Annotated in this window: 13 protein-coding genes; 7 read left to right on the plus strand and 6 right to left on the minus strand. The window is 73.6% G+C overall.

What is annotated here, in order from left to right; translation table 11 throughout:
- Positions 1–27 precede the first annotated feature (27 nt).
- The 3 genes from BOQ63_RS27625 to BOQ63_RS27635 all read left to right on the plus strand — a co-directional run bounded on the left by BOQ63_RS27625 (position 28) and on the right by BOQ63_RS27635 (position 4790).
- Entirely contained in the window at positions 28–813 is a 786-nt protein-coding gene (locus BOQ63_RS27625; protein ID WP_046386331.1) for an ABC transporter ATP-binding protein, read from the plus strand.
- A 19-nt stretch (positions 814–832) separates the two neighbouring features.
- Positions 833–3403, plus strand: coding sequence for an ABC transporter permease (locus BOQ63_RS27630; RefSeq protein WP_030289930.1), 2571 nt, complete (start codon positions 833–835; stop codon positions 3401–3403).
- A 343-nt stretch (positions 3404–3746) separates the two neighbouring features.
- Complete coding sequence (locus tag BOQ63_RS27635) at positions 3747–4790, plus strand: glycosyltransferase family 2 protein (protein ID WP_030289931.1); 1044 nt, start codon at positions 3747–3749, stop codon at positions 4788–4790.
- 38 nt (positions 4791–4828) lie between these two features.
- Here BOQ63_RS27635 and BOQ63_RS27640 read toward each other — a convergent pair whose 3' ends face one another.
- The 3 genes from BOQ63_RS27640 to BOQ63_RS27650 all read right to left on the minus strand — a co-directional run bounded on the left by BOQ63_RS27640 (position 4829) and on the right by BOQ63_RS27650 (position 8524).
- Entirely contained in the window at positions 4829–6322 is a 1494-nt protein-coding gene (locus BOQ63_RS27640) for an LCP family protein (protein ID WP_223886052.1), read from the minus strand.
- 148 nt (positions 6323–6470) lie between these two features.
- Positions 6471–7595, minus strand: a complete 1125-nt coding sequence (locus tag BOQ63_RS27645) for an LCP family protein (protein WP_223886053.1) — start codon at positions 7593–7595, stop codon at positions 6471–6473.
- 137 nt (positions 7596–7732) lie between these two features.
- Entirely contained in the window at positions 7733–8524 is a 792-nt protein-coding gene (locus tag BOQ63_RS27650) for a TIGR03089 family protein (RefSeq protein WP_030289935.1), read from the minus strand.
- 104 nt (positions 8525–8628) lie between these two features.
- Here BOQ63_RS27650 and BOQ63_RS27655 point away from each other — a divergent pair, with 104 nt between their 5' ends.
- The gene (locus tag BOQ63_RS27655) at positions 8629–9792 is read left to right on the plus strand and encodes a peptidoglycan recognition protein family protein (RefSeq protein ID WP_078867664.1); all 1164 of its coding nucleotides are present in this window, start codon (positions 8629–8631) and stop codon (positions 9790–9792) included.
- 47 nt (positions 9793–9839) lie between these two features.
- A complete protein-coding gene (locus tag BOQ63_RS27660) occupies positions 9840–10763 on the plus strand; it encodes a DNA-3-methyladenine glycosylase family protein (protein ID WP_030289938.1) in 924 nt (307 codons plus the stop codon).
- 144 nt (positions 10764–10907) lie between these two features.
- Here the strand turns inward: BOQ63_RS27660 and BOQ63_RS27665 are convergent, their stop codons facing one another.
- Genes BOQ63_RS27665 through BOQ63_RS27675 form a run of 3 tightly spaced genes read right to left on the minus strand, consistent with a single transcriptional unit; the run spans position 10908 to position 13833 of the window.
- Positions 10908–12200 (minus strand): coenzyme F420-0:L-glutamate ligase, encoded by a 1293-nt coding sequence (locus BOQ63_RS27665; RefSeq protein WP_030289939.1) that lies wholly within the window; start codon positions 12198–12200, stop codon positions 10908–10910.
- The gene (gene cofD, locus BOQ63_RS27670; protein WP_072655144.1) at positions 12190–13155 is read right to left on the minus strand and encodes a 2-phospho-L-lactate transferase; all 966 of its coding nucleotides are present in this window, start codon (positions 13153–13155) and stop codon (positions 12190–12192) included. Before cofD ends, BOQ63_RS27665 begins: the two co-directional genes overlap by 11 nt.
- A gap of 42 nt (positions 13156–13197) precedes the next feature.
- Complete coding sequence (locus BOQ63_RS27675; RefSeq protein ID WP_223886054.1) at positions 13198–13833, minus strand: cysteine dioxygenase; 636 nt, start codon at positions 13831–13833, stop codon at positions 13198–13200.
- Between the two features lie 620 nt (positions 13834–14453).
- Between BOQ63_RS27675 and BOQ63_RS27680 the strand changes: the two genes are divergently transcribed.
- Positions 14454–14726 (plus strand): WhiB family transcriptional regulator, encoded by a 273-nt coding sequence (locus BOQ63_RS27680; protein WP_030062195.1) that lies wholly within the window; start codon positions 14454–14456, stop codon positions 14724–14726.
- 249 nt (positions 14727–14975) lie between these two features.
- Positions 14976–18842: a glycosyltransferase family 2 protein gene (locus BOQ63_RS27685; RefSeq protein ID WP_030289943.1), complete on the plus strand. Its 3867-nt coding sequence runs from the start codon at positions 14976–14978 to the stop codon at positions 18840–18842.
- Positions 18843–18844: the final 2 nt, after the last annotated feature.

The following is an 18844-nucleotide window of genomic DNA, read 5'->3' on the forward strand; positions in this document are numbered from 1 at the left end:
GGGTGGGCCACTTCTTAGGAGACTCCAGTGACGACGGCAGCAGCCGTGTACGACCCCCAGCTTCCCGGCGGACCGTCCGCCGTCGCCGCCACGGCCCGCCAGGTGACCAAGGCGTACGGATCGGGCGAGACCAGGGTGACCGCGCTCGACGCGGTCGACGTGGACATCCAGCGCGGCCGCTTCACCGCGATCATGGGCCCCTCGGGCTCCGGCAAGTCCACCCTCATGCACTGCCTGGCGGGGCTGGACACGGTCAGCAGCGGGCGGATCTGGATCGGCGACACCGAGATCACCGGCCTCAGGGACAAGCAGCTGACCAGGCTGCGCCGGGACAAGATCGGCTTCATCTTCCAGGCGTTCAACCTGCTCCCGACCCTGAACGCGCTGGAGAACATCACGCTGCCGATGGACATCGCCGGCCGCAGGCCCGACCAGGCCTGGCTGGACCAGGTGGTGGAGACCGTCGGTCTGGCCGGCCGGCTCAAGCACCGCCCGACCCAGCTCTCCGGCGGTCAGCAGCAGCGCGTCGCGGTGGCCCGCGCGCTGGCCGCCCGCCCGGAGATCATCTTCGGCGACGAGCCCACCGGGAACCTGGACTCCCGGGCCGGCGCCGAGGTGCTGACCTTCCTGCGCCGCTCGGTGGACGAGCTGGGCCAGACCATGGTCATGGTCACCCACGACCCGGTCGCCGCCGGCTACGCGGACCGCGTGCTCTTCCTCGCCGACGGCGTGATCGTCGACGAGATGCACGCGCCGACCGCCGACTCCGTCCTCGAACGCATGCGCCGCTTCGACGGCAAGCGCACCAGCTGAGCGGCGGGACGACGAAACCATGCTGCTCAGGACCTCACTGCGGAGCTTCTTCGCCCACAAGGGCCGGATGGCGCTCTCGCTCATCGCCGTCGTGCTGTCGGTCGCCTTCGTGTCCGGCACCCTGGTGTTCTCCAACACCGCCACCAGCACCTTCTCCAAGCTGTTCGCCGCGACCGCCTCCGACATCTCGGTCCAGCCGCCCAAGCCGGCCGACGACGAGGAGCCGCAGGCCGGGGACAAGCCCGCGACGGTCCCGGCCCCGCTCGCCCAGCAGGTCGCCTCGGTGCCGGGCGTGAAGACCGCGATCGGCCAGGTCATGGTCGGCAACGCGATCCTGGTCAACCCGGCCACCAACAAGCTGGTCGGCCCGACCAGCGGCGCCCCGACCCTGGTCGGCAACTGGACCGACACCCCGCGCAACCCGGTCAAGATCACTTCCGGGCACGTCCCGCAGAACTCCGGCGAGCTGGTGCTGGACGCGGACACCGCCAAGAAGGCCGGGCTCGGCATCGGCGACAAGGTCCGGGTCGACAACGCGACGGGACAGCACCCGTACACGATCGCCGGCATCGCCACCTTCACCACCACCAACCCGGGCGCCGCGCTGGCCTTCCTGGACACCGCGACCGCCCAGCAGGTGCTGCTCGGCGAGCAGGCCTACACCTCCGTCGAAGCCTTCGGCGACGGCAGCCGCAGCAACGACCGGCTCAAGGCCGACACCCTCGCCGAGCTGGGCAGCCGCTACCAGGTCAAGACGGCGGCCGAGCAGAAGGCCGACAACACCAAGGCGATCGGCAGCGGCCTCGACTTCATGAAGTACGCGATGCTCGGCTTCGCCGGCATCTCGCTGATCGTCGGCGGCTTCCTGATCATCAACACCTTCTCGATGCTGGTCGCCCAGCGCACCCGCGAGATCGGTCTGCTGCGCGCCATCGGCGGCAGCCGCCGGCAGGTGAACGGCTCGGTACTGGTGGAGGCGCTCATCCTGGGCGTGCTCGGCTCGACCCTCGGCGTGGCGGTCGGCCTGGGCGTGGCCGTCGGCCTCATCAAGCTGATGAACGCGATCGGCATGGACCTCAAGGCGAGCGACCTGGAGATCGGGCCCGACGTCTTCGTGGCGGGCTACGCGGTGGGCATCCTGATCACCGTCGTCGCGGCGTGGATCCCGGCCCGCCGGGCCAGCCGGATCGCGCCGATGGCCGCCCTGCGCGACCACGGCACCCCGGCCGAGGCCCGCTCCAACCTGGTCCGTACGGTCCTCGGGGTGCTGCTCACCGGCGGCGGCGCAGGCCTGCTGGTGCTCGCCGGGACGGCGGACCGGGCCGGCACCGGCGGGCAGCTCCTGGGCCTCGGCCTGCTGCTCACCCTGATCGGCTTCGTGGTGCTCGGCCCGCTGCTGGCCACCGTCGTCATCAAGGTGCTCGGCGCGCTGCTCCCGGCCCTGTTCGGCCCCTCCGGCAAGCTCGCCCAGCGCAACGCGATGCGCAACCCGCGGCGCACCGGCGCCACCGCCGCCGCACTGATGATCGGGCTGGCGCTGGTGATCGGCTCCTCGGTGTTCAGCTCCTCGGCGGTCAGCTCGGCCAGTGCGCAGATCGACAGGTCGGTGGGCGTGGACTACATCATCTCGGGCGGCCAGGCCCCGGTCACCGCCGAGATGATGGACGCGGTGAAGCGCACCCCGGGCATCGACCACGTCACGACCCAGGAGAACCTTCTCCGCACCAAGGTCCAGCTGCCCGGCGGGCAGAACGCCAGGACGGACCTGACCGCGGTGCCGGCCAGCTTCTTCGGCAGCGACTTCCACCCCACGGTCAGCTCCGGCGCGATGGACTCGATCGGGCGCGGTTCGCTCGGGATCGGCGAGACCTTCGCCGAGGACCACGGCCTGAAGGTCGGAGACCGCGTGACCGTCGACTACGGCAAGGGCCGCACCCAGACGCTGCCGGTGGGCGTGGTGTTCCAGAAGGGCGGGCTGCTGGGCGACGGCTCCTTCGTCGGCCTGGACGCCCTGGCCCAGGTCGTTCCGGCCGCCGAGCAGCCCCCGGTGTGGACGTTCTTCGCCAAGGCCGCCCCCGGCGCCGACGTCGGCAGGACGCTCACCGCCCTGCAGGAGGCGCTCCAGCAGTACCCGCAGCTGACCGTGAAGGACCAGGCCGGCTACAAGGAACTCGTGCAGTCCCAGGTCAACACGCTGCTCTACCTGATCTACGGTCTGGTCGGCCTGTCGATCACCGTCGCGGTGCTCGGCGTGGTCAACACCCTGGCGCTGTCGGTGGTGGAGCGCACCCGCGAGATCGGCCTGCTGCGGGCGATCGGGATCTCCCGCCGCCAGCTGCGCCGGATGATCCGGCTGGAGTCCGTGGTGATCGCCCTGTTCGGCGCCGTCCTCGGCACCGGTCTGGGCCTGGCCTGGGGCGTCACCGCCCAGCGGGTGCTGCGGGACCAGGGCCTCGGGACGCTCTCCGTCCCGACCACCACGGTCGTGGTGACGCTGGTCTCCTCGGTGGTGATCGGTCTGGTCGCCGCCCTCGTCCCGGCCTTCCGGGCCGGACGGATGAACGTCCTCGCGGCCATCGCGACGGACTGACCCGGCGACGCCGGACGTCGGGTCACCCACGGGGGAGCGGGGGAGCGGGGGAACGGGGGAACCCGGGGGAATGGGGGACGGGGGCCGGGCGCGCACAGTGCCCGGCCCCTGCCGCGGCAGCTGGTGAACATCCTGTCGGGGGCCGGATCCGCCCTGTTCACCGCCGTTCACCGGACGCCCGGAACCTGCGCCGAACCTGCACCGCTCCCGCCCGGATTCGGGCCCGGGGAAGCGGAACGGTACGGTGATCGTGATCACGGCGCCGGTGCCGCCCTCCCGGGGACCGGGAGCGACGGAACCGGGACAAGACGGCAACGCGTCGGCACCGGTACGGTTGGCCCCGATGAACACCAAGGCTGCTGAGGAGCTGCCGGCTGTTTCCGTGATCATGCCGGTGCTCAACGAGGAACGACACCTGCGCACGGCCGTCCGGCGCATCCTGGACCAGGAATACCCCGGGCCGATGGAAGTGGTGATCGCCCTCGGCCCCTCCACCGACCGCACCGCGGAGATCGCCGCCGAACTGGTGGCGGAGGACCCGCGGGTGCGCACGGTGGAGAACCCCACCGGCCGCACCCCCGCGGGGCTGAACGCCGCGATCCGGGGCTCGCAGTACCCGATAGTGGTCCGCGTCGACGGCCACGGCCTGCTGACGCCCGGCTACATCACCACGGCGGTCCGGCTGCTCGGTGAGATGGACGCCGCCAACGTCGGCGGCATCATGCACGCCGAGGGCGAGACCGAGTGGGAGAACGCGGTCGCCGCCGCGATGACCTCCAAGATCGGCGTCGGCAACGCGGCCTTCCACACCGGCGGCCTGGCCGGCCCGGCGGACACCGTGTACCTCGGGGTGTTCCGGCGCGAGGTGCTGGAGAAGCTCGGCGGCTACAACGAGGAGTTCATCCGCGCCCAGGACTGGGAGCTGAACTACCGGATCCGCCAGGACGGCGGGCTGGTCTGGTTCACCCCGCAGCTCAAGGTGACGTACCGCCCCCGGCCGTCCGTCCGGGCACTGGCCAAGCAGTACAAGGACTACGGCCGCTGGCGCCGGGTGGTCACCCGCTACCACCGCGGCTCGGTCAACCTGCGCTACCTCGCCCCGCCGAGCGCGCTGCTCGCGGTGGTGCTCGGCCTGGTGCTCGGCGCCGCCGTCCACCCGGCCTTCCTCGCGGTGCCCGGTGCCTACCTGCTGGGCATCCTCGGCGGCGCGGTGGTCGAGGGCCGCGGCCTGTCCCTCCGGGCCAGGGCGCTGCTGCCGGTGGCGCTCGCGACCATGCACCTCAGCTGGGGCTTCGGCTTCATCACCTCGCCCCGCTCGCTGGCCCGCCGGGTGATGGCCAGCGTCCGCCCGACCTCGAAGGACGTGCTCTCCCAGGCGCGTTCGTAGTTACCCGGCGCGCACGCCGTTACCTGGCGCACACGCCGTTACTTGGCGCACACGTCGACGTCGTCCGCCTGCACCCGCTGGAGGTCCTTCGGGGCCTCGGTGGGTGCCTGCGAGGGGGCCGCGAGGGCGTCCTTGCCGAGCACCAGCAGCAGCGGGTCCTTCGGGCCCGCCTTGGGGTTCGGCCGTACGGCGTCGGCGGGCAGTCCGAGGGCGGTGGCCAGCGCGGCGGCCTCGGCCTCCCGGCCGGCCGGGAGGGACACCGTGGTGGTCGCGGCGGGCGGGGCGTCGGAGCCGACCGCCGCCTTGGCGAAGCCCTTGGCCTTCAGCTTGTCCACCGTCGGCCCGGACTGTCCGCGGGTCCCGCTGCCGTTGCGCACCGTCACCGGGACATCCTTGGTGTCCACCGCAGGGGCGGTGGTGCTGGGTGCCGCAGGGGCGGGCGTCTCGGCGGCGGGCGGGGTCGCGGTCAGCGAGCGGTCGCCCGCGATCATCGAGAAGACCTGCCCGGCGTCCGGCTGCCGCAGGATCAGCCGGTCCTGGTCCTTGGGGTCGTCCAGCACCGGCACGGTGGTGAAGGTGATGTTCCCGGTGTCCACCTTGCTGATGTCCTGCGCGAGGTCCTTCAGCTTGTCGACGCTGCCGATGGCGGAGTCCACGGTGAGCGCCCTGGTGGCGGCGTCCGCGAGCCGGTAGAGCTTGCTCGGGCTGGTCAGGGTGTCGTCGCTCTTGATCTTGCGGATCATCGAGCTGATGAACTGCTGCTGGAGCGGGATCCGGGTGAGGTCGCCGCCGAAGCCGACCGCGTGCCGGGTGCGGACGAAGGCCAGCGCCTCCTCGCCCTGGACCACGTGGCGGCCCTTGGACATCTTCAGGTGCGAGTCCTTGTCGTCGATGTCCTTGCCCGCGCAGACCTCGACCCCGCCGACGGCGGTGGAGAGCGTCTTCACCGCCTCGAAGTTGACCTGCACGAAGTGGTCGACCCGGATGCCGGTCATCTTCTCGACGGTCTTCCAGGTGCAGCCCGCGTCGCGCCCCGCCTGGCCGAGGCTCGTATTGAACATGTCCCGCGCCGAGCCCGGGATCTTCTTGCCCTTGCCGTCCTCGCACTCCGGTATCGGCACCATCAGGTCGCGCGGGATGCTGACCACGGTCGCGTTGGAGCGGTCCTTGGCGATGTGGAACAGCAGCGTGGTGTCGGCGTGCCCGGTGCTGCCCTCGTCGCCGTACTCGCGTCCGAGGCCCGCCCGGCTGTCCGTGCCGATCACCAGGACGTTCAGCGCGTCCCCGGCGGCCTTGGGCCGCTCCGCCTCGTCGCCCAGCTGGACCTTCACCGAGGTCAGGTTGTTGTTGAAGTGCTGGTACAGGTAGTACGCCCCGCCGCAGCCCGCGACCATCACCAGCGCGCCCGTCCCGGCCGTCCACTTCAGCACCCGCCGGCGCCGGTTGCGCCGGGCGACCGCTGCCGCCCGCCGGCGGTTGTCCCGGCGGCCGCCGCCGTTGTACTGGTCGGTGTCCGGTTGGTCCTGCTGCACGGGATTCCCTACGTCCGGCCGTCACGGGAGGCGACCCACCCGGGCGGTGGGTCGATCCGGACACACTAGACGAGCCGAACGGGGGAATCGTTCCGAGTATGAGATCCGTCACGGAAAAGCAATGGGACGGCAAACCCCGGCGCGGGTCTCAGTGTTGTGCGCAGGAGTCCACGTCGGCGGTGCGCCCCTCGAAGGTGGGCGAGGCGCTCGCCGAGGGGGACGCCGTCGCCTCGTCGGAGGCCACCACGGCCCCGGGGCTCGTCCCCGCGTCCGGCGCGGGCGTCGAGCCGGGCGGCCGGACGGCGATCTGCCGGTCCTCCCGCAGCGCGGTGAACAGCTGGGTGGTCTGCGGCTGCACGAACTCGTCCCGGTCCGAGTCGTAGTGGTACGGGCGGCGCGGCGCGGTCAGGAACACCACGTTCGGCGAGGGGATGTCGCGCAGGTCCTGGGTGAGGTCGTAGAGCGCACCGAGCGAGGACAGGCCGGCGTCCGCCTTCACCGAGGAGGTGGCCGCGTCCAGCACCGGCCACAGCCTGGTCGGGTTCAGCAGCACCCCCTGCGACTGCACCTTGCGGATCAGCGACGCCAGGAACTGCTGCTGACGGCCCATCCGCTGGGTGTCGCTGCCGTCGCCCAGGCTCTCCCGGACCCGGACGTAGCCGAGGGCCTGCTCGCCGTGCAGCACCTGGCGCCCGGCGGCCAGGTCCAGCTTGGCGTCCTTGTCGTGGATCGGCTGCGGCACGCAGACCTCGACCCCGCCGATCGCGTCCACCATGGCCTTGAAGCCGCTGAAGTCGAGGATCACGTGGTGGTCGACCCGGATGCCGCTCAGCTGCTCGACGGTGCGGATCGAGCAGGCCGGACCGCCCAGCTCGAAGGCCCAGTTGAACTGCATCGTCCCCGGCTTGCTGCGGCTGCCGTCCGGTTTCTCGCAGGAGGGCACGGTGACCATGACGTCACGCGGGATGGAGACCGCGGTCGCGTGCTTCCGGTCGGCGGCCAGGTGCAGCAGGATCGTGGTGTCCGAGCGCTGGGTGCCGGGCTGGCCGCCGTACGAGGAGTTCGCGCCGCTGCGGTCGTCGCTCCCGATCAGCAGGATGTTCCGGGCACCCGCGGCCGCCGAGGAACGGCCCGGACGCTCGGCCTCCAGCTCGGCCAGCAGCCGGTCGGTGGCCGAGTCGGTCGTGATGTTGCCGTCCAGCTTGCGGTACGCGATCCAGAGCGTCACGCCGGCGGCGACCAGTAGGAACGCGACGGCGCCGGCGGTGATCATCAGCCACCGCCGGCGCCGTCGCGGGCGTTTCGGTCCACTCGGGGGAGCGTCCGTGGGGGGAGTCTCGTCGGTCGGGGGGTGCTCGGTGTCATCCTCGGCCATGGCAGGGATCCCTACCCGCCGGGGCGCCGCCGGGGTCAGCCGAGGCGGACAGTCACCCGTTCGGACTCGGCCCGCTTCTCCCACTGCCCGGCGTCCAGGCCCTGCGAGTTGCGGCACAGCACCACCGAGGCGCCGGCCGCCAGCGGGGCCAGCAGACCGGCCTCCAGACCGGCCCAGTCGTCGAAGGAGAGGGTGGACATCACCCGGTCGCCGGGCTTCAGACCGAGGCGCACGGCCCCCTCCCGGGCCAGCGCGACGGTCTGCTCCCCGGTCAGCTTCAGCGGCAGCCCGTCCACCGAGGTCTCCAGCGCCTCCCCGTCCGGGGCGACGGGGGAGTACGGCGCGAAGCGGTCGCCCTGGCCGGGCACCTCGGCGGCGTAGTCGAGGAAGCCGTCCGGGCGGTGCGGGAAGCGGCCGCCCAGCGGCCGCAGTGCGAGGGCCACCCGCTCGCCCCCGCAGGCCTGGGCGGCCTCCAGACCGTCCGGGCCGCTCACCACCAGGTCGGCGGCCGCCGGGTCGCCGGCCGGCACCGCCGTCACACCGACCGACCAGCAGGCCAGCAGCCAGACGGCGCTCTGCCAGTGGGCGGGCAGCAGCAGCGCGGCGCGGTCGCCCGGGCCGGCGTTCAGCTCGTCCTGCAGGAGGTTGGAGGTCTTGGCGACCCAGTTGTCGAAGGTCCGGGCGGACAACTCCACCCGTTCGCCGGTGGCGTCGTCGTAGAAGGTGACCAGCGGGGCCGCGGGATCGACCGAAGGGGTGCCGCCGCGCAGGTATGCGTGCAGCAGCTCGACGGGGGTGCGGGCATCGGCAGCGAATGGCGCAGTCATGGTGCGCCCCAGCCTAAGGCCTTCGAGCGGCAGGCCGGGAGGGGCGGCCGAGCGGGCGCGGGGCGGCGTGGCGAGCCGTCCGGTTTGCGGCGACGATCCCCTGTATGCGCCTTTCACGCCAGGCCGCGCGCCTCTCGACCAGAGCCGCGCGCCTCCCAGTCCCCGCTGCGCTCCTCGCCGGGTGCACCGCCGCCCTGCTGCTGCAGCCCGCTTCCGCCGCCTCCGCCGCGCCCCCTCCCTCCGGCGCCGAACGTCATGTCTTCCCCGGCGGCGGCACGACCACCTCGCTCCCGCTGACCTCCGGGCACGGGCTCGCCCCGAGCACCACCCGACCGTACGAACTCCTCGGCGTCGTTTGGGACGGACCGGCCGGGGCCCTGAACGGCGGCTCCGTCCGGGTCCGCACCCGGGACGCCGCCACCGGCCGCTGGAGCGACTGGCACACCCTGGAGGCCGACGCCGAGGACGGCCCCGACGACGCCCCGCACGGCGCCACCGCCCCGCTGTGGACCGGCCGCAGCGACGGCGTCGCCGTCGACGTCCGACCCGGGCCGGCCGGACTGCCGCCCGGACTGCGGGTCGACCTCGTCGACCCCGGCGCCGGTGCCCCCGCAGCCGCCGCCCCCCGCACCCTGCCCGCAGCCCCCGCCGACGGCGACCACCGGGCGCCGCGTCCGGGGATCGTCACCAGGGCCGGCTGGGGCGCCGACGAGTCCCTGCGGGAACCGGGCTTCGAGTACACCGGCCCCGTCCGCGAGGTCTTCGTCCACCACACCGCCACCGCCACCGACTACGCCTGCAGCGACGCCCCCCGGGTGATCAGGTCGATCTACCAGTACCACGTCAAGACCAGCGGCTGGCGGGACATCGGCTACAACTTCCTCGTGGACCGCTGCGGCACCATCTACGAGGGCCGGGCCGGCGGCGTCGCCCAACCCGTCCACGGCGCCCACACCCTGGGCTTCAACACCGACTCCTCCGGCGTCGCCGCCATCGGCACCTTCGTCAGCGACACCCCGCCCCAGGCCCTCCTCGACGGCATCACCGCCATCTCCGCCTGGAAGCTCGGCCTCACCGGCCAGGCCGCCGACGGCCACACCAAACTCACCTCGGGCTCCGACGCCAGCCGCTACCCCAAGGGCACGGTCGTCGAGTTCGACGCCATCTCCGGCCACCGCGACGCCTTCAACACCGAATGCCCCGGCGAGGCCCTCTACGCCCGCCTGCCCGCCCTGCGCACGGCCGCGGCCAAACTCCAGGCCAAGTAGCCGCCGCGTATCGTTCATAGCCTCAGGCACCACAGGAGGCGACAGCAGTGACGGGCGGCAGCGAAGCGGTACGGCGCTGGCGGCCGGGCTTCCCGCTCGACCCCGTCCGCACCCTCCTGCCACTGCGCCGGGGCCCCGCCGACCCCTCCTACCGCACCACCGGCGACGGCGCCGTCTGGCGCGCCTCCCGCACCCCGGCCGGCATCGGCACCCTGCGGGTGCTGCCGCGCCCCGCCGCCGGCGAGGTCGAGGCGACGGCCTGGGGCCCGGGCGCCCAGTGGCTACTGGAGCGGCTGCCCGTCCTGCTCGGCGCGGAGGACCACCCCGAGGCACTGGTCCTCCCGCCCGGCCCGCTGCGCGACGCCCAGCGCCGCACAGCGGGCGTGCGACTCACCCGGACCGGACTGGTCCTGGAATCCCTCGTCCCGGCGATCCTCGAACAGAAGGTCACCACCGACGAGGCCTACCGCGCCTGGCGCACCCTGCTGCGCGACTTCGGCACCCCGGCCCCGGGCCCCGCCGAGGGCATGCGGGTGGCCCCGTCGGCCCGCGAATGGGCGATGGTCCCCAGCTGGGAGTGGCACCGCGCCGGTGTCGACCCCAAACGCTCCGCCACGGTGATCCGCGCCGTCCGGCTGGCCCCCCGCCTGGAGGAGGCCTCCACGATGCCCCACGAACAGGCCTTCACCCGCCTGACGGCCGTCCCCGGCATAGGCGTCTGGACAGCCGCCGAGACCCTCCAACGCAGCAACGGCGACCCGGACGCCGTCTCCGTCGGCGACTTCCACCTCCCCAACCTGGTCGGCTGGGCCCTGGCGGGCCGCCCCCGCAGCGACGACTCCCAGATGCTCGCCCTCCTGGAGCCCTACCGCCCCCACCGCCACCGCATCTGCCGCCTCCTCCTGGCCACCACCGCCCACGCCCCCCGCTACGGCCCCCGCCTCACCCCCAACGACCACCGCCACCGCTGACCGGAAGCCACGTGGGCGGCGCGCAGGGGCAACGCCCCGCGCGCCCACGAGAAGCCCCCACCGCCCCCTCACCCGACCAAGGCGAGAGGGACGCGCCCCGGCGTCACCCACCCTCCCGAGAGCCCGCCCCCCGAACAGCACCCCCTACCGCACCTCGACGAACGCCTCCGCACTCCGCGCCGCCCGCTCCCGCGGCACCTCCGCCGGCCGGCCGACCGCCACCGCCCCCATCGGGTCCCACCCCTCCGGCAGGTCCAGCACCTCCCGGACGGTGTCGCGGCAGAACATCGTCGACGACACCCAGGCGGAGCCGTACCCCTCGCCGGTCAGGGCGACGAGCAGGTTCTGCACCGCCGCTCCGGCGGCGACCGTGAACATCTCCCGCTCCGCCGCGGCCCGGCGCGGGTCCGGGTAGTCGTGCGAGCCGTCCATCACCAGGCACGGCACGACCAGGTACGGCGCGTCCCGCAGGACGTCGCCCCGGGCGGTGCGGCGGGCGATCCTGGCCTCGTCCCAGCCGTCGAGTTCGCGCAGGTCGCGCTGCCAGGCGCCGAGCATGGCGTCGAGCAGCCGGACCCGGGTCCCGGCGGACTCCAGCAGCACGAAGCGCCAGGGCGTGGTGTGGTGCGGCGCGGGCGCGGTGACCGCGGCGGCGACCGCGCGCCGGACGGCGGCCGGGTCGACCGGGTCGGTGGTGAAGGAGCGGACGGTGCGCCGCAGGGTGACGGCCTGGCGCAGTGCCTCGGAGGTGCCGAGCCGGAACATGTCGTCGGCGGCGGCCCGCACCAGCGGCCGGGTGCCGGCGCCGTCCTCGGCGGTGACCAGGTGTCCGAGGCCGCGCACGATCGCGACCGGGACGCCGGTGGCCTTGCCCTTCACCAGGTCGGCGGCGGCGGCGAGTTCGTCGGCGGTCGCGGTGACGGTCAGCACCAGCTCGTTGCCGTGGCTGTCGGTGCGCCCCCGGTGGTCCTCGAGGACGGACAGCCCGGCGGCGCCGATCGCGACGTCGGTGAGCCCGTTGCGCCAGGGCCGTCCGAAGGTGTCGGTGACGACGACGGCGAGCCGGCACCCGGTCAGCTGCTGGAGCCGGGAGCGCAGCGCCCGCGCCGAGGCGTCCGGGTCCTCGGGCAGCAGCAGCACGGTGCCGGGGGCGGTGTTGGAGGCGTCGACCCCGGCGGCGGCCATGACGAAGCCGTTGCGGTTCTCGACGATCCGGGCCGGTCCGCGCCGGGCGACCACCCGGACGGTCTCGGCGTCGATCGCGGCGTCGCGGTCGGCGGCGTGCAGCAGCCGCCCCTCGGCCTTGCTGACGACCTTCGAGGTGACCAGCAGGATGTCGCCGTCCCGGTACGTCCCGGCCTTGGCGATCAGTCCGGCGAGGTCCGCCCCGGCGTCGACCTCGGGGATCCCCTCGACCCCCAGGATCTCAAGAGCCATGGCGGACCTGCTCGGCCAGGGCCAGCGCCGTCCGGGCCATCTCGGCGGTGGCCTCGACGCCGGTCATGAGCAGCGGGACGGCCCGGCAGGCGATACCGGCGGCCTCGACGGCGGCGACGGCGTGCTCGTCCGCGGTGTCCACCAGCCAACCGTCGATCAGGTCGGGGCCGTAGTTGAGCGCGACCGCCTCGGCGGTGGCCTCGACGCCGACGGCGGCGAGCACCTTGTCGGCCATGCCCCGCACCGGGGCCCCGCCGATGATCGGGGAGAGCCCGACCACCGGCGCCGGGGCGGCGGCGACGGCCTCCCGGATGCCGGGGACGGCGAGGATGGTGCCGATCGAGACGACCGGGTTGGACGGCGGGAAGAGGATGACGTCGGCCTCGGCGAGGGCCTCCAGCACGCCGGGCGCGGGCTTGGCGGTGTCCGCGCCGACCGGGATGATCGCCTCGGCGTCGACGGCGGCGTGCAGCCGGACCCAGTACTCCTGGAAGTGGACGGCCCGGGTGCCCTGCTCGTCGGTGATCCGCACGTGGGTCTCGACCCGGTCGTCGCTCATCGGCAGCAGCCGCACGCCCGGGTTCCAGCGCACGCACAGCGCCTCGGTGACCTGGCTGAGGCTGTACCCGGCGGTGAGCATCTGGCTGCGGACGAGGTGGGTGGCGAAGTCCCGGTCGCCGAGCCCGAACCACTCGGGGCCGACGCCGTACTCCTTCATCTCGGCCTTGATCGACCAGGTCTCGTCGGCCCGGCCCCAGCCCTGTTCCTCGTGGATCCCGCCGCCGAGGGTGTACATCACGGTGTCGAGGTCGGGGCAGACCTTGAGGCCGTAGAGGTGGATGTCGTCACCGGTGTTGCCGATGACGGTGATCTCGTCCTGCGGTCCGACCGCCGCGAGGAGTCCGCGCAGGAAGCGCGCCCCGCCGATTCCGCCTGCCAGTGCCACGATGCGCATGGGGGTCATCCTGCCACGGCCGGACTCTTCGTCAGTGCGCGCTCAATGACGCTCGGCCTGCTCCCGCGGAAGCGGTTCCGGGTGCTGCTCGGGGACGGCGGCGGCGCCGTACTGGTTCATCGCGGTCAGGCCCGGGGTGTAGAGGTGGATGGAGACGGCGGGTTCGAGCGCGCCGTTGACCACCTCGTGCAGGTAGCCGGAGGAGAACACCCGCTGCCCGCCGGGGCGCAGGGTGCGGGCGCCCTCGCCGGCGTGGGTGAGGGAGCGTTCGATCAGCTCGCCCCGGACGACGGTCATCACGCCGGAGGACTCGCCGTGGTCGTGGAAGCCGCTGCTCTGGCCGGGCAGCCAGCTGAGCAGCCAGACCTCGTAGCCGGGGCCGGTCTCCAGCCGGGCGTACCAGCGGGTCAGCGCGTCGTAGCGGACCAGCGGCTCCCAGCGGGCGCGGTCGGCGGCGATCTCGCGGACCAGCCGGGCGTACCCGGCGACGGTGGTGGGGTGACCGGGCAGGTCGGTGCGGGCGAGGTGGGGGAAGGCGAGCGGGTCGCCGGCGATGGAGACGTCGCTGAGCCCGTCCGCCCAGCGACGTCCGTCCGTACGGCGGACGGCGGGGGAGAGGCCCAGGCGGGCGAGCTTGTTGCAGTCGCGGTTCCGCTTGCGGATGCGGATCATGCGCACGGTGGTCGTCCTCGGATGAGTCGGCTGGTTCGGGGAGCAGCCGGATCCGGGATGTCCTGGGGGCGGGAATCGCGGGCGGCCTCTGTGCTTCCTGGGCGGCGCGCGGTGGGACGCGGGCGCCTAGCTACAGCAGGAACAGAGGCGACAACAGGAGTTCACGGCACGGCGGAGCGTGGAACCGCTCCGGGGGCTGGCGAACTCTGACATAGGGGAAAGGAGACCGCATTCGCGGGGCCGGTGTCAAACCGGGCCATGCGGCATTCGAGTGGATTAGGTCCGTATCTCTCCCTGATGGGGTGATTCATCACTCTCTAGGTTTCGATGGGAAGATCGCCGGGAAGGGAGGCCGATGACCGGCCTGTGACGGTGAGCGGGCGTCATTTCGCGAGTGGTTGCGGACGTTTCGACGCTCTCCAGGGCTTTCGGACTGAAGGTCCGATGTGTCCGAATATGTACACTATTCGTAATGGCTTGGTGCCAGGGAGTGAATCCCGGCCTCAATACCAGAGCTCGGCTTGACTGGGCCAGAGTGACGCAACTGTAATTTCACTCGTGTCGTCAGCCGCACGAGGCAACGGCAACCACGGGGACGCCAAGTAGGGGCAGAGGAGGCGCGCCACATGAGCGAGCTCTTTGAGCTGTTGATCGGGGACGGCATCGCGGAGGACGAGGAGGAACTCGGTTGGCAGGAGCGCGCGTTGTGTGCCCAGACCGACCCCGAGTCCTTCTTCCCCGAGAAGGGCGGCTCGACCCGCGAGGCCAAGAAGGTCTGCCTCGCCTGCGAGGTCCGCTCGGAATGCCTGGAGTACGCCCTCGCCAATGACGAGCGCTTCGGCATCTGGGGCGGTCTCTCGGAGCGCGAGCGCCGTCGGCTCAAGAAGAGCGCGGTCTGAGCGCGGTGGCCCCTGGCCCCCGCTGACCCTCCGCCAACGGCGGACGGCCGCACAGGCTGTACGAGCGCCTCACCGTGACGGTGGGGCGCTTTCGTGTTCCCGGGCCGTTTCCACTCCGCCCGGGCCCCTTCTTCACCGCCTCCGCACCGGCACCGCGCACGAGGCGGCCATCGAGAGCCGTTAGTGTGGTGCGCCATCCGGTTGCCGTTCACCGGCTGTGTCCACCGAGAACTGGGGCCCGCGCACTCGATGACCGTCTACAGCCACCAGGGCGGCTTCACCGCTGCCAGGCCGCCCGCCTACCCGCGCCACCTGGTCACCGCGGTGATCGTCTCGCACGACGGCGCCCGCTGGCTGCCGCAGGCCCTGGCCGGCCTGCTCGGCCAGGACCGCCAGGTCCAGCGGATCCTCGCGGTCGACACCGGATCCACCGACAACTCCCCGCAGCTGCTCGCCGACACCCTCGCCGACTGGCTGCCCGAGAGTGGCCCGCTGGTGCTCGGCCGCCGGGCCGGCTTCGGCACCGCCGTCGCCGAGGCCGTCGCGAGCTCCGCGCCCCTGCGCCCGGAGGACCTCCCGTACCGGCTCGACCCCTCCGGCTACGACCCGGTCACCGGCGGCTGGGACGACTTCGGCGACCCGCTCGCCCAGGAGGACGACCTCGGCCGCGGCGGCCCGCGCGAGACCCAGCCGATCGAGTGGCTCTGGCTGCTGCACGACGACTGCGAGCCGCAGACCGACGCGCTGCGCCGCCTCCTCCAGGTCGCCGACTCCACCCCCAGCGCCGGCGTGGTCGGCCCCAAGCTGCGCAGCTGGTACGACCGCCGCCAGCTGTTGGAGGTCGGCGTCACCATCGCCCGCTCCGGCCGCCGCTGGACCGGCCTCGACCGCCGCGAGCAGGACCAGGGCCAGCACGACCAGGTCCGCCCGGTGCTCGCCGTCTCCAGTGCGGGCATGCTGGTGCGCCGGGACGTCTTCGAGGAGCTCGGCGGCTTCGACAAGGCCCTCCCGCTGATGCGGGACGACACCGACTTCTGCTGGCGGGTCAACGCCGCCGGCCACCGCGTGGTGGTCGCCCCCGAGGCGGTGCTGCGGCACGCCGAGGCGGCCAGCCGCGAGCGCCGGGCGATCGACTGCGGCCCCGCCCACCCGCACCGGGTGGACAAGGCCGGCGCCGTCTTCACCCTGCTCGCCAACTGCAGGGGCGTGCTCTTCCCGTACGTGCTGCTGCGCCTGGTGCTCGGCACCCTGGTGCGTGCCGTCACCAACCTGCTCGGCAAGGACGCCCGCCAGGCCATCGACGAACTGGCCGGTCTCGGCCATGAACTCGTCCGTCTCCCAAGGCTGTTGACCGCCCGCAAGCACCGCGCCCGGACCAGGGCGGCGGACGCCCTGGACGACCGCACGCTGTTCCCGGCCCCCGGCGCGACCACCCGGCTCGCCGTCGAGGGCGTGATCGGCTCGCTCGGGATAGGGGGCGGCGACGACTCCGGCAGCCGCCACGGCTCGGTCGAGGCCGGCGGCGACGAGGACGGCGAGGACCTCGTCGTCGAGCAGTTCGCGCTGCTCAAGAAGCTGGCCCGGCGCCCCGCGCCGGTGCTGTTCGCCGGCCTGCTGGTGTTCGCCCTGGTCGCCTGCCGCAGCCTGCTCGGCGGCGGCGAGCTGTTCGGCGGCGCCCTGCTGCCCGCCTCCGACGGTGCGGGCGGCCTGTGGTCGATGTACGCGGACGCCTGGCACCCGATCGGCACCGGCTCCACCGCCGCCGGGCCGCCGTACCTCGGCGTGCTCGCGGTGCTCTCCTGGCTGCTGTTCGGCCACGCCGACCTCGCGCTCACCCTGCTGGTGGTGCTCACCGTCCCGCTGGCCGCGGTCAGCGCCTACCTGGTCTCCCGGCCGCTGCTGGACTCCAAGCTGGTCCGCGCCTGGGCCAGCGCCACCTACGCGCTGCTGCCCGCGGCGACCGGGGCGCTCGCCCAGGGCCGGATCGGCACCGCCGTCCTCGCCGTGCTGCTGCCGCCGCTGGCCCGCGCCGCCGCGATCGCGGCCGGCCTCGGCATCCGCCAGGAGAGCGCCGCCAAGGGTGCCCGCCCCGGCTGGCGGCCGGTCTGGATGACCGTCCTGCTGCTCACCCTGGCCACCGCCTTCGTACCGCTGACCTGGGCGCTCGCCGTGCCGCTGTGCCTGGCGACGCTGGTGGTCGCGGTGCTGCGCGGCGGCGCCTTCGGCTCCGGCGGTACGGCGCTGCGGCTGCTCGGGCTGCGTGTCCTGGTGATCCTCGCGGTACCGGTCGCGGTGCTGGCCCCCTGGTCGCTGAAGGTGCTGTCGCACCCGCAGTGGCTGCTGCTGGAGGCCGGGCTGCCCGGTCTGCACGGCGCCGGGGCGAGCGCGGCCGGCCTGCTGCTGGTCAATCCGGGCGGCGCCGGGGTGCCGCCGGTCTGGCTCTCCGCCGGTGTGGTCCTGGCCGCGCTGGCCGCGCTGCTGCGCGCCGACCGGCGCCGCGCGGTGCTCGTCGCCTGGGGCGCGGCCGGTGCCGGCCTGCTCTTCGCGGTCGCGGTGGCGGGCACCTCCGTCACCCCGGCCTCCGGCGGCCAGGCGGTGCCCGCCTGGGCGGGCCCGGCCACCCTGATCGCCGGGATCGCCCTGCTCGCCGCCGCCGCGATCGGTGCCGACGGCGCCAACGCCCGGGTCGCCGGGATCGCCTTCGGCTGGCGTCAGCCGGTGGCCGCCCTGGTGGTGGCCGCGGCCGTGCTGGCCCCGCTGGGCACCGGCCTGTGGTGGGCGCTGACCGGCGCCGGCGGTCCGCTGCACCGCGCTGACGGCGGCCAGGTGCCCGCCTTCATCGCCGAGGAGGCCGGCACCACCGACCGGGCCCGCACCCTCGTCGTCACCGGGCAGAAGGGCGCCGTCCGCTACACCGTGCTGCGCGGCGCCGGGCTGACCCTCGGCCAGGCCGAGTCCACCGTCGACCCGGCCACCGGCACCCAGGACGGCCTGAACAAGATGGTCGGCAACCTGCTGGCCGGTTCCGGCGCCGACCAGGCGAACGCCCTGGCCGGCTACGGCATCGCCTACGTGCTCGTCGAGCGCCAGGCCGTCGACGCCTTCAAGAACGTCCTGGACACCACCCCCGGCCTGGTCAAGGCCAACCAGGAGCGCGACACCGCGCTCTGGCAGGTCAACGGCGCCCCTGCGGTGCGCGCGGTGATCACCGCCCCGGGCGCCACCCCGGTGGTCGTCCCGGCCGGGGCCCGCGACCTCTCCACCACCGTCCCGGCCGGTCCGGACGGCCGGGTGCTGCGGCTCGCCGAGTCCGCCGCCCCCGAGTGGAAGGCCACCGTGGACGGCACCGCCCTGGAGCCCACCACGGTCGACGGCTGGGCGCAGGGCTTCAAGCTCCCGGCCGCCGGCGGCAAGCTGAGTGTCACCCGCGAGGCCAGCCTCGTCCACACCGGCTGGATCTGGGCCCAGGTGCTGCTCGGCGTCACCATCCTGGTGCTGGCCCTGCCCGGCCGCCGCAGCCACAAGGACGACGACCTGCCCGAGGAGGTGGTGGCCGCCGCCGCGCTGGCCGCCGCCGCCCAGGCGCAGGCCCCCGCCCCCGGCAGCCGCCGGGCCCGCCGGATGGCCGAGCGCGGCGAGGGCGGCGAGCCCGGCGCCGAGGACTCCGGCGTGTACGAGGGCCGGCCGGGGGCGATCCCGGCGCAGCCCACCGGCGAGCCGGTGACCGAGGCGGTCCAGGCGGCCGCCGCCGTCCAGGAGGCCGAGCCGTACACCGACCCGTACCAGTCGTACCAGCAGGCCGACCCGTACAGCTACGACCACTACCCGGCCCAGCAGCCGGCGGCCGCGCCGTACGGCAGCCAGGGGTACGACGGCCAGGGGTACGACGGCCACCAGCAGCAGGCCTACCCGCAGCAGGGTTACGAGCAGCAGGGCTACGAGCAGTACCCGCAGGAGCAGTACGGCTACGACCCCTACCAGCAGCAGCCCGGCCAGCCCCAGCAGGCCTGGCAGCCGGGCCGGCAGGGCGAGCCGTACTACGACCCCAACGACCCGGGCGGCACCGGCCACTCCCCTGCGCACTACCCTCCGCACCAGCACGGATCGGGGAGCTGACC

The sequence above is a fragment of the Streptomyces viridifaciens genome (assembly GCF_001888885.2).
GTDB classification, from domain to species: Bacteria; Actinomycetota; Actinomycetes; order Streptomycetales; family Streptomycetaceae; genus Kitasatospora; species Kitasatospora aureofaciens.